Origin of the sequence: Psychrobacter sp. FME6 (assembly GCF_014861365.1) — a bacterium.
GTDB lineage: Bacteria > Pseudomonadota > Gammaproteobacteria > Pseudomonadales > Moraxellaceae > Psychrobacter.
Genome location: NZ_RRYW01000090.1, coordinates 1 through 11,997 on the forward strand (window position 1 = coordinate 1; position 11,997 = coordinate 11,997).

11 protein-coding genes are annotated in these 11,997 nt (G+C 42.6%); 8 read left to right on the forward strand and 3 right to left on the reverse strand.

All coding sequences use genetic code 11. The features are described 5' to 3' along the window. Positions 1-279 precede the first annotated feature (279 nt). Positions 280-1,926 (reverse strand): DNA polymerase III subunit epsilon, encoded by a 1,647-nt coding sequence (gene dnaQ / locus EI162_RS11510; RefSeq protein ID WP_192524485.1) that lies wholly within the window; start codon positions 1,924-1,926, stop codon positions 280-282. A 486-nt stretch (positions 1,927-2,412) separates the two neighbouring features. Here dnaQ and EI162_RS11515 point away from each other — a divergent pair, with 486 nt between their 5' ends. Further along, positions 2,413-2,967, forward strand: coding sequence for a hypothetical protein (locus EI162_RS11515; protein ID WP_225735232.1), 555 nt, complete (start codon positions 2,413-2,415; stop codon positions 2,965-2,967). 71 nt (positions 2,968-3,038) lie between these two features. Beyond that, positions 3,039-3,344 carry a hypothetical protein gene (locus tag EI162_RS11520; RefSeq protein ID WP_192524486.1) on the forward strand — a complete coding sequence of 102 codons (306 nt, stop codon included), beginning with the start codon at positions 3,039-3,041 and terminating at the stop codon, positions 3,342-3,344. A 120-nt stretch (positions 3,345-3,464) separates the two neighbouring features. Here EI162_RS11520 and EI162_RS11525 read toward each other — a convergent pair whose 3' ends face one another. Next, positions 3,465-3,875, reverse strand: coding sequence for a YkvA family protein (locus EI162_RS11525; protein ID WP_192524487.1), 411 nt, complete (start codon positions 3,873-3,875; stop codon positions 3,465-3,467). A gap of 381 nt (positions 3,876-4,256) precedes the next feature. Here EI162_RS11525 and EI162_RS11530 point away from each other — a divergent pair, with 381 nt between their 5' ends. Further along, complete coding sequence (locus EI162_RS11530; RefSeq protein WP_192524494.1) at positions 4,257-5,483, forward strand: LD-carboxypeptidase; 1,227 nt, start codon at positions 4,257-4,259, stop codon at positions 5,481-5,483. A gap of 29 nt (positions 5,484-5,512) precedes the next feature. Here EI162_RS11530 and EI162_RS11535 read toward each other — a convergent pair whose 3' ends face one another. Next, positions 5,513-6,571, reverse strand: coding sequence for a GlxA family transcriptional regulator (locus EI162_RS11535; RefSeq protein WP_192524488.1), 1,059 nt, complete (start codon positions 6,569-6,571; stop codon positions 5,513-5,515). Between the two features lie 208 nt (positions 6,572-6,779). On the opposite strand from EI162_RS11535, the gene EI162_RS11540 reads away from it, so the two are divergent. The 5 genes from EI162_RS11540 to EI162_RS11560 all read left to right on the forward strand — a co-directional run. Next, entirely contained in the window at positions 6,780-8,597 is a 1,818-nt protein-coding gene (locus EI162_RS11540) for an acyl-CoA dehydrogenase (protein WP_192524489.1), read from the forward strand. Between the two features lie 71 nt (positions 8,598-8,668). Further along, a complete protein-coding gene (locus tag EI162_RS11545) occupies positions 8,669-9,676 on the forward strand; it encodes an NADP-dependent oxidoreductase (RefSeq protein WP_192524490.1) in 1,008 nt (335 codons plus the stop codon). Positions 9,677-9,679: 3 nt separating this feature from the next. Beyond that, complete coding sequence (locus tag EI162_RS11550; RefSeq protein ID WP_192524491.1) at positions 9,680-10,489, forward strand: SDR family NAD(P)-dependent oxidoreductase; 810 nt, start codon at positions 9,680-9,682, stop codon at positions 10,487-10,489. 172 nt (positions 10,490-10,661) lie between these two features. Next, positions 10,662-11,423, forward strand: a complete 762-nt coding sequence (locus tag EI162_RS11555; protein WP_192524492.1) for an SDR family oxidoreductase — start codon at positions 10,662-10,664, stop codon at positions 11,421-11,423. 225 nt (positions 11,424-11,648) lie between these two features. Beyond that, positions 11,649-11,997: helix-turn-helix domain-containing protein (locus EI162_RS11560; protein ID WP_192523111.1), on the forward strand; the 349-nt coding region annotated here is incomplete at its 3' end.

An 11,997-nucleotide genomic window follows, 5' to 3' on the forward strand; every position in this document is an offset into this window, starting at 1 on the left:
TTCTCTTTGTTGTGGTAAACAAGAGTGTAAGGCGTTGCTTATTTTTTTCAACTATTTCCCAATTCTATACAGCCCCTAAGCGTTGGGGCGGTTAACTTCATTTGCGCAGACTGGTCCATAGGTGTTTTCCATAATGTACTAATGAGAATGACGATGGTTTAAACGGTGTTTAGAAAGCATTTATTAGTATGTTTTAACGCTTAATATAACAATAATCAAGGCTATATTATACAAATGTTATTGCGCAAATGCTCGATATCATCAACGTTTTAAATGACGTTACATGTTGGCTTTTAGCTCAGGGTAGTCTTCGGCAAGTGCTGTATACCAGCTTTGACTGGCGCTCTCATTGCTGCTCGATTCTAGTAATAAAGCGGCTAAATTAGCAAAATTTGCATGAGCGGTATGTCCGCCATCGGCTTGGGTGTCTTCTTCGATGGCTAGCGTAACTTGCCCGCCAGTCATCGCCAGATAAACTTCAGCTAAAATTTCAGAGTCAAGTAAGGCCCCGTGAAACGTACGGTCTTGCTTACCGACATCTAGGCGACGTACTAAAGCATCTAGGGTGTTTTTTTGCCCAGGATATTGCTGCTTTGCCATTACCAGCGAGTCAGTCACTTTTACCCGCTCGGCAAAGTCATTCATACCAACTTTGGCAAACTCCATATTTAAGAAGTTCATATCAAACGTGGCATTGTGAGCGATAATCTCAGCACCATCCATAAACTCATAGAGTGCCTGAGCGACTTGATCAAAGGTTGGTTTATCGGTTAAAAATGCTTCAGAAATCCCGTGAATGCGAATAACTTCCTCGTCCATACCGCGCAGTGGGTTGATGTAGACGTGTAGCTTTTCACCGGTAAATTTACGCCCGATCATCTCCACAATACCAACTTCGATAATACGGTCGCCTTTTAGTGGATCAAGGCCTGTAGTCTCGGTATCCATAATAAGCTGACGGTCAGACTCGTGACGGTGGATAGGCTGAGGTAACAGCGGTATAAAATGCGGATTGGCTCGACTGGTATCACCATCGAATTTTGGTGTATCCGCTACCTTATTAGCTCTTATATCAATTTCTGTCTCTGGTATTTGAGTATTTATTGTAGTATCAGTCATAAAGGTCTGTGGTCCCGGTGTATCTGTAGGATTCTTTGGGTCGCTAGCAGTATCCTGATAGCGATTCGTGTCTATTATAGCGTTGTTATCTACCATGTTATTAGTATGGTTTTTATCGTTATCGCTTTTTGATAGCGCTGCGTCAGACTCGTTATCAGGCTCATCAACTGTGTCATCATCTTCTATCATATCAAGACCCAGCGGGTCGAAACTTAGCCAATCATCGCTAGCGGTTGGTTTAGTTTCTACTATTTGGTCTTTTTTTTTAGCCGCTGCTTGGGTGTCTATCACCGATAAATTGTCACTGCTGGACGTCACGCCTAGGTTTGCCAGCTCATCTGCTTTTTCATTACCAGCATGTCCCGCATGACCTTTGACCCAGTGCCAATCTACATTACGCTGTTGGCAAAGCTCATCTAATTGTTGCCAAAGGTCTTGATTGGCGACGGGTTTTTTACTGGCTGTTTTCCAGCCGCGTTTTTTCCAGCCTTCAATCCATTCGGTGATGCCTTTTTTGACATAGCTTGAGTCTGTCCAAATCTCAAGTTTCTGCTCAAGTGGACTGTGTCTCAATGCTTGTATCGCACCCATTAGCTCCATGCGATTATTGGTCGTCTCGCTATCGCCACCATATAAATCCTGCGTTTGACCATCGCTGAATATAAGATGCGCACCCCAGCCGCCAGCACCGGGATTGCCTTTACAAGCGCCGTCCGTGTAAGCAACGATCGTGTTTGCTTTAGCGGCCAACGGATTTATGGCGTTATGGGTATTGAGCTGCTGTGCTGGGGCTTGATTGTCTGACATAAAAATGTATTGACCTAATATATAAGAAGCGTAGGGTAGCGTAAAAAAGCTTCTGCTAACGTTGTTTTAACGAGAGCTAGCACTTTATATTTTAGGCTTGAGTATAGCAAATCTATGATTGATATGGGCAGTCGCAATACACAAAATCGTAAAACCAGCTATTGCCAATTCTCTGACACCTATCATCACGCTTTTCTTGTCCTAAAATGGCAACTAATAGTGAGTTCAATATAAAAGCGGTACAGCATCCGCGTCATATCATAACGTATCTTTTTTATTTAGAACCGACTATATTAAGGCGAACATGACAAGAAAAACAGACGGGGTTTCTGTTAAAATAGACGCAGTTTAAAAGAAGAGTCTACTATAAAACTGAAAACTATCGGCGTTACAGCACTGTATCGTTGTTAAAGTGAATCCACTATATTTTGAACAATAACGCGCTTAATAAAAGCCTTTCATGCACGAATGCAGGATAACCTGATTATGTCCTTACGCTCAAACATTTCTTATAAAAGACTGTCACATTTGATGGTTGGTATTGTGGTGAGTAGCGCGCTACTTTTGAGTGCTTGTAATGATAGCAACACTCAAGCCGATACTGAAATGGTTGAGCCGGCAGCGGATTTATCAATATTTGAGGGTTGCTATACCGTCAGTGATGACGAGCCGGCGCAAATCAAAGTCAGTCAACAAGATGGTGCGTGGGTGATGCAAATGAAGGAGCCTGCAAGCACCAAGCGTGTTTGGGATGATGCTGAACCGTTAGAAGTGATTGAAAAAAGCGATATTCCAACGTTTTTCTCTATTGACCCTGATAATGTTGATGCCGTCATTGGTCGCCCTGATAGGGTACTGGTATTAGCACATGTCAAACCTGTCTATGCTAATATCGATCCGTTATTAGACAGTGAGTATCTATCCTATATTTATCGCGGTGCCAACACCATTTATCGCGTGGAATGTGACGACGTTAATACCGACATCTTAGCCAATCCTCATGCCAATATTGTGATTGATAACGTTAATGATAGTGTCTAGGTAGCCGTTATAAAACAGTATTGAATAAACGTCATTTATTATAAATAACCATATCATCAGAGTCAGGCAATATGAATTTTTTTAGTTATGTAGTGTTGGGTGGGTTTTGTTATGCGGCTGGTTGGGCAATCAGAACGCGTGTATTGGACAAACAGCCTAAACCTGAGCAGCCTTATAATCTAAAGCATCCAGCAATATTGGCGTATCTCGGCGGATTTTTTATCATTATGCTAATTGTCTCGTGGCTGATCGGTCGTTACGCATTAGGGCACACTAGCATTGATTTGCCTTTTATTATCGTCAATAGCCTCGTTGGAACCTTTGTTTATTCATTTGGTCTCAATCCTGAAAAATCTAGTTATGATGTGCCAGGCTAGCGGCTGATGCTCACTGGGTATGTTAAAAAATCTTAAGACGTTAAAAAAGCCACGACTGATAAATGCTTATCGGTCGTGGCTTTTTACTATGCTCGTTTAAAACTTATAACGGGTACAAGGCTAAGCGTTTTTCTTTAAGTCAGTGGTAGATTTGGCAGTTGATTGAGCTTTCTTCCAGGTTTGATATTTTTGCAAATCCTTTTCAATCAGTTTTAAGCAAAATGCCAGTACTAGTGCGTCGTCGATATGACCGATAAAAGGGATGAAGTCTGGGATGATATCGATCGGGTTCAAGGTATAAAGCAAGCCGACGACACCGGCCGAGATGGTCTTGTAAGGAATATCGCGATAATTGCCTTTATAATAATCCTTAATTAAACTCACAAACAGCATCAAGTCTTTGGTGAAGCGTTCAAGATGGCTACTATCTTGTAGTTTTTCTTTGAGCTTTTCTTCTTCATTTATAATGTATTCAAGATCTGCATCTAGGATGTCATCTTTTTTTTGTTTGTCAGTTGCTTTATCAGCCATTGTTATTATCCTTATTTCACAGCATTCGGTATTCTTATACTATAACAAAGTTATGGCGTGTGCCAATATCGTGCCATAACGATTTGTTGGGTTTGTGGTGGTGAGTATGCAAGTTGCTTGAGCCATTTTATGCCATAAAGTAGCGAAAAAGTAAATATAGGCAAAGATTGGGCAACTTTAAACGCTGATAAACAAGCTACAATGCGATGTCTCGATGTTATAAGTCAGTTAATAATAAAGATAAAAATCACTTAAAACGATACCAAGATAAAAATTGATAGGTAGCAACAAAATATGGCTTCAAAAACACCTTCTGTACAATCATTAAAAAATAATAAAAATGAGAGTGAGCACAAAGCGGCTGAATCACCTATAAAAAGTATGGCTGGGCTGAATCGCCGCCAGTTTTTACGTCAAATGGGTGTCTCTACTGGTGTAGGGTTATTAGCGACCCAAGGTATTACTCAGGCACTAGCATCTAATAATATTGCTCAAGATAATGGCACACAGCTGACCAAAGATGATTTGCCAACGGCATTTTTTGATGAGAGTTCGGTATCCCAAGCAATACCTTCTCAGACATTACAACCGCAAATAAGCTGTATCACGCCAAGTATTGAGACGAGGCTTTTTGCCAGTTCCAACGTCGGTGGTAGTAATGAGCGCAATCAGTTGGCATTAGATCGCTTGGCCTGTGCAGGTTTTAAAGTGGACAATCCTACGATTACTAAGCGGCAGTATCTGCGTTTTGCCGGTACTGATTCACAGCGAGCAAGCGATTTACAAAACATTGCCACCGGTGCTATCGCAGCCCCTAAGCTGCTGCTGGGTGTACGCGGTGGTTATGGTGCGATGCGTTTATTACCGATGGTTGATTGGTCAACGCTGGGTCGTATCATGAAAGAGCGCGGTGCTATACTCGCAGGCTTTAGCGATGTGACCGCTATCCAGTGTGCATTACTGGCAAAAGGGGATATGAGCTCGCTTGCCGCGCCGATGCTATATAGCGAGTTTGGCAAAACTAAACCCGATCAGGTCAGCTGTCGACAGTTTGCAGAAGCACTAACCAATCCCAATTTGGTGATTAATATAAATGATGCATCTTTGACCAGTCCGAATTTACCCAGTATCTTAACAACTGCAGAACCAAAAACCTTAACCGGTACTATCTGGGGTGGCAACCTAAGTATAGTATCAGCGCTGGCAGGCAGCGAGTATTTACCACGTATTGACGGCGGCATTGTGTTCTTAGAAGATGTGGGCGAGCAAACCTATCGTATTGAGCGCATGCTGTATGATTTGTATTTAGCAGGCGTGTTTAAAGGGCAGCAAGCGATTATATTTGGTGCGTTATCGGGCGCAGGTGAGGACAGTTATGACAAGCGCTACGATGTGGCTACAGTGATTCGTCAACTGCATAAACTCACAGGATTGCCGATTTATAGTGGCATGAGCTTTGGTCATATTGGGCAAAAACACAGTTTTCCACTTGGGGCGAGCTGTCAAGTTAGCCCAAATACAGTCGGTGGTTATCAATTGGCATTTAGCGATTATCCAACGATTAAGCCTGATTCTATTCATGTCGAAGGGTTATGGCAAAATCTTTAGTCATTAGAGAAATCAGCAACAAAGAAAACCTAAATAGCCAATCGCGAAAATTTATCCTGATATTCTTTTGGGGTCAGCTCGGTGGCGCGTTTAAACAGGCGAGTAAATGAGGAGATATCATCGTAGCCGACTTGATGCGCCAGCGATTTTATCGTCACATCGCCCAACTCCAATAAACGTTTTGCCTGTTCAACTCTCACCGCTTGAATATACTCAATCGGACGCATAGCGACAGCGGATTGAAAGCGTCTATTTAATGTGCGCGGTGTGATATTAACCATGGCTGCCAAACTGCTCACTTGTAGAGGCTGATTGAAGTTCTCTTCAATGAACTCTTGTACTTGCTGAACCAATTGGTCTGCATGCGGTTTATGCAAAGTCACATTGGTATAGCTGTTCTGATTACCTCTTTTGCTATCGATGATTTGAGTTTTTGCCACTTGGGTAGAAATCTCACGCCCGCAATAGCGCTCTATTAATAACAATCCCAAATCATAAAAGGCGCTTCCTCCCGCCGCACAAAAGATATTGCCCGACTGGGTTATTGAGTCACTTTTTGACTGGCTTTTTGATTGATTCTTTGATTGATTCTTTGATTGAGTGACAAACTGGTTTTCTTGCAAATCAACCAGTGGAAAGTCTGCCTTAAATTTACTCGCATAGCCCCAATGGGTGGTGGCTATTTTATTATCGAGCAATCCTGCCTTTGCTAAAAAGAAAGCACCGCTACAATTACTAGCAATATCTGCTTTGGTACTTGCCAACCGCTGTAAATGTGGAATTAACTGGCTATTTTGGCTCAATACCTTATCGATAGAATCGCCAATGGTTGGGATTAATAATAAGTCGCACTCCGTCACATCTCGAATATCGCAATGCGCTTGCATGATTAAGCGATTGCTACATCTAATATCTGCGCCGCCTAGGCTTGCTATCTGCACATTAAATCTAGGCTCTACGGCTTCACCCGAAAATCGTTGCCAACTGACACCGGTAAATGAAAACAGGTCTAACGCGCCAGCAAGCACGCTACCAAGCACCCCATCGAAGCCAAGAATAATCACTTTAAAAGGTTTGAAATAGGGCATAGTTATCTGTTTTCCTTTATCTTTTTTTAATGGCTGTTTTTTGATAACTGCGTTCTAAGATAACTTATTTCTTAGCTGTATTTACTTAGCTCGGCGGCTTATAAATGTCTTATTTGACCGTAATTATGTCATAAATGACAATACGGCAACGTGCTAAATTAGATTAATATCAATTGATAACCAAATTTAATTAGTTAGCGAGAACACTATGGCAGCAGATACGCTTATCAACGATTTTGAATTACCGTTTCAACTCTACGATGTATTGGGTACTGAACATTTAACCGAGCATCCTAAGTTTGCAGAACACAGCCGCGAAACGTTCGATGCGGTATTGGACACTGCCAATAAAATTGCGACTCAGTTATTTTTGCCGCATAACCATGTAGCGGATAAAAACGAGCCGCAGTTCGATGGCAAAAAGGTAACCATGATAGACGATGTGAAAATCGCCTTTGATGCGTTTCGTGAGTCAGGCTTTATCGCTGGTCGTTATAGTTTCGACGATGGTGGCATGCAATTACCTGAAACCGTGATGACCGCGGTGGCAGGCTATTTTATGGCGGCCAATCCATCGACTACTGCTTATCCATTTTTAACCACGGCGGCGATTAATGTCATCTCACATTTTGCCAGTGATGAGATTAAAAACGCCTTTATGCCGCGTATGTTAACCGGTGAATTCACTGGCACCATGGCATTAACAGAGCCACATGCTGGCTCCTCACTTGCTGATATCAAAACCACTGCTATCAAACAAGACGATGGCAGCTATCGCGTAAAAGGCAGCAAAATTTACATTTCAGGTGGCGATCACGAACTGTCTGACAATATTGTGCATTTGGTTTTAGCTAAAGTGCCGGGCGGTCCCGGTGGTGTCAAAGGTATCTCTTTATTTGCCGTGCCAAAGTATCGTTTAAATGAGGATTTATCGGTTGGCGCGCGCAATGATGTGCATCTAACCGGACTGATTCATAAGCTTGGTTATCGAGGCGCGACTTCTACCGCACTGAGCTTTGGTGATAAAGGTGACTGTCAGGGTTATCTTATCGGTGAAGAGCATTTTGGTTTGCGCTATATGTTTAAAATGATGAATGAAGCGCGCATTGCGGTTGGTTTTGGCGCAGCGATGATTGGTTATCGCGGTTATCAATATTCGCTCGATTATGCCAAGGACCGCACGCAAGGTAGAATCGCACCGAATAATAAACCTGAAGATCCAGCAACCGCTATCATTCAGCATGGTGATGTGAAGCGTATGTTACTGGCGCAAAAAGCTTATAGCGAGGGCGGCATTTCCTTATGCTTATACGGCTCAAACCTGATTGACCGTATCAATACTTGTGAGGATGCGACTCTAAAAAATGAGCTTTCAGAGTTATTAGATTTGCTCACGCCCGTATTAAAAGCATGGCCGTCTGAATATGGTCCTAAAGCCAATGATTTGGGTATCCAAGTATTGGGCGGCGCAGGCTATACGCGTGAGTATCAAGCCGAGCAATTTTGGCGTGATAACCGTCTCAATCCTATCCACGAAGGCACAAATGGCGTACAGGCATTAGATTTGTCATTCCGTAAGTTATGGCAAAATAAAGGGCTTGGTATTGAAATTCTAAAACGTGAAATTACTCAGGATTTAGAAAGCACAACCACTCTAAAAACCACGCCCGAGACTGCCAAATTGGCAGGTAAATTGATACCTTATATGGCTCATTTACATGAATTGTTGGTACATTTAAGTAAAATTCTACAAACAGAAAAAGCAATCACGCTTACCGGAAATGCCCAAGCATTGATGAATATCTTTGCTTCAATCGTAGTGAGTTGGATTTGGATTCGCCAAGCCAGCAAAGCTGAGCAATTATTAAGTGATACAACCGACGTCGAAAAACAAAACTTTTATCAAGGCAAAATACAAGCGGCAAAGTACTTTATCGATTGGGAATTACCATTAATCAATCGCGATATCGAGCTGTTAAATAATGACAATGCGGTATGTATCGATATGCAAGCAGAGTGGTTTTAATCGATTTTCAGTCATGTTTGATATTAACAATTTTAGTATTAACAAAAAATACAAACTTAAAGGAATAAATAATGACAACAATGAATAAGCAGTGGCGTTTAAAAGCGAGACCCGTTGGCGAGCCGAGCGCTGATACTTGGGATTATACCGAGTCAGAACTACCGACTGTTTCAGACGGTGAGTTACTGATTAAAATCGAATATATCTCTATCGATCCAGCGATGCGTGGTTGGTTAAACGACGCCAAATCTTATATCGCACCAGTACAGATTGGCGAAGTGATGCGTGCCGGTACTGTGGGTGAGGTTATTGAAAGCAAGCATGAGAAGTTTGTAGTCGGTGACTATGTCGCAGGTCACAATGGCGTACAGTCGTATGCAATCAGTGATGGTACTGGACTACATAAAGTTGATCCAAGCCTTGCGCCGTTGTCTTATTATTTAGGCGTGCTCGGTATGCCAGGTATGACCGGCTACTTTGGCTTATTAAAAACGGGTCAGCCAAAAGCTGGCGAGACAGTTGTTATTTCTGGCGCTGCCGGTGCGGTTGGTGGTTTGGTTGGGCAAATTGCCAAAATCAAAGGCTGCCGCGTCGTTGGTATCGCAGGTGGTTCTGAGAAATGTAAATTCTTAGTCGATGAGTTAGGTTTTGATGCGGCAATCGACTATAAGAATGAAAATGTAAAAAAAGCGTTAAAAGAAACCTGTCCAAAAGGCGTCGATGTCTATTTTGACAACGTTGGCGGCGATATTTTAAATGACGTACTGACTCAAATTAATCTGCATGCGCGTATCGTGATTTGCGGGGCGATTAGCCAATACAACACCACGACAGAAGTAAAAGGGCCATCGAATTATCTGTCATTATTGGTCAATCGTGCACGGATGGAAGGCATTGTGGTCTTTGATAATATTAAAGAATACCCGACGGCGATGAAAGATATCGCAGGCTGGATTCAGTCAGGTGATATTAAAGTAAAAGATCATATCGTTGAAGGTATCGAGACTTTTCCTGATACGTTGATGATGCTCTTTAAAGGTGAAAACTTCGGAAAACTGGTACTTAAGGTAGAGGGATAAATCATGACATTAAATACAAATGGACTTGAGTCAAATAATTTAGCAAATTTACCGGCTTCAAACGTCACAGGTAAACGTATCTTAATCACAGGCGGTGCGTCTGGCATCGGTGCGGCTAGCGCGTTACTACTGGCAAGTCGCGGTGCCAAAGTAGTCATTGGCGATTTGGCAGAAGAAATGGGTGCTGCTGTTGCCAAGCAAGCCCAAGACGCTGGTAATAGTATTGTCTTTCAAAAGGTCGATGTCACTAGCGGCGATGAAGTTCGTGTATTGTTTGCCTTTGCCATGGACACTTTAGGCGGTCTAGATGTGGTGATAAATAATGCTGGTATCGATCATAAGCCTGTACCGATGCATGAGCTTAGCGATGAGGATTTTGACCGTAATATCGCTGTTAACCTAAAAGGTGTCTGGCATTGTATGCGTGCCGCTGTTGCCTGTATGGCACCGAATGGCGGTGGTCATGTGATTAATGTGGCCTCGATTGCTGGCTTGCGTTCTGCGCCTTTATTGTCAGCTTATAGCGCTGCTAAGCATGGCGTGATGGGACTGACCAAATCTGCTGCTCATGAATATGCCCGCGTCAATATTCGCTTTAATGCGGTATGCCCAAGCTTTATCGATACGCCAATGGTACGCAATACTATGGCTAATATGGATGAGCGTGCGCAGCAAGCAACCATTAAAGCCAGTCCAATGCGCCGTTTAGGTAAGGTCGATGAAGTATCTGGCGCGATTGCATGGCTGGCTAGTGATGAGAGCAGCTTTATGAATGGTCATGCTTTTACCCTTGATGGCGGTATGCTGGCTTAATAGTCAAATAACTGCTAAATCATTACGGTGTTAGCCTCGCTCGATTTACTATACGTAATATCTACGCTCGGCTGCCTTGTAATGGATTTGCAGTTTTTCAACTATAATTTATTAAGTAGTTACGATAAAAAATTGAAAACTGAATAGCTAATTTAAAATATAAGGAATAATAATGAAAGATTTATTTGATTTAACCGGCAAGATTGCTTTAGTCACGGGCGCTAGCCGTGGTATTGGCGAATCTATCGCCCGTCTTTTGGCCTCAAGAGGCGCACACGTTATTGTCTCTAGCCGTAAGATTGATGCTTGCCAAGCGGTTGCCGATAGCATTGTCGCTGATGGTCATAAAGCCAGCGCCTTTGCCTGTCATGTGGGCGAGATGGAGCAGATTGACGCAATTTTTGAGCATATCAAAAGCGAATTTGGTCAAATTGACATCTTAGTCAATAATGCCGCTGCCAACCCTTATTACGGGCATATCCTAGATACGGATTTAGCCGCTTTTGATAAGACCGTCGAAGTCAATATTCGTGGTTATTTCTTTATGTCGACGGCTGCTGGCAAAATGATGCGCGAGCAGGGCGGCGGCGTTATTTTAAATACCGCCTCGGTCAATGGCTTAGTCGCGGGTGATAAGCAAGGTATTTATTCAATCACTAAAGCGGCTGTCATCAGTATGACCAAATCTTTTGCCAAAGAATGCGGACCGTTAAATATTCGCGTCAATGCGTTATTACCAGGTTTAACCGACACTAAATTTGCCTCTGCTTTGACTACCAATGATAAAGTCTTAAAAATGGCATTACATGCAATCCCGCTAGGGCGCGTGGCGGATCCAGATGAAATGGCTGGTACGGTATTATACTTAGTGTCTGACGCTTCAAGTTATACCACGGGTACAACCGTCGTTGTCGATGGTGGGATGCTTGCTTAGTTATGAATAAGTAGTTTAAAAAATAGAAACAATATTTGAAAAACCGCATGACATTGAATGTTATGCGGTTTTTCTTATTAAATGAATCTGTCTTTTAATGAGTTTGATATTTCATTTATTACTTAGATTAACACATGAAGTGCAATACCAAATGTGAGGTGAAAAAAAGACCTAGATGCGCTAGCATCAAAGTTTTTATCCACCGACCAAAGTGAGATTGCAACCATGAACTATACACATCTAAGCCTAGGTGAACGATACCAGATTTATGCCCTTAAAGGGGCAAAACATAGTATTAAATTTATAGCGAGGGCGTTAAACAGAAGTCCCAGCACCATATCAAGAGAGCTTAGGCGTAATAAAGGCCTGCGCGGTTACCGAGCAAAGAATGCTAATAACAAGGCTTGTGACAGACGGTCAAACAATGCGCCCAGCATCATCGCTGACGTATGGGATTGGGTCACAGATAAGCTAAAAGACAGCTGGAGTCCTGAACAAATAGCCGGCGTTCATGGTGGTATTAGTCACATGAGCATCTATCGCTATATCTGGAGGGACAAGAGACAAGGCGGCA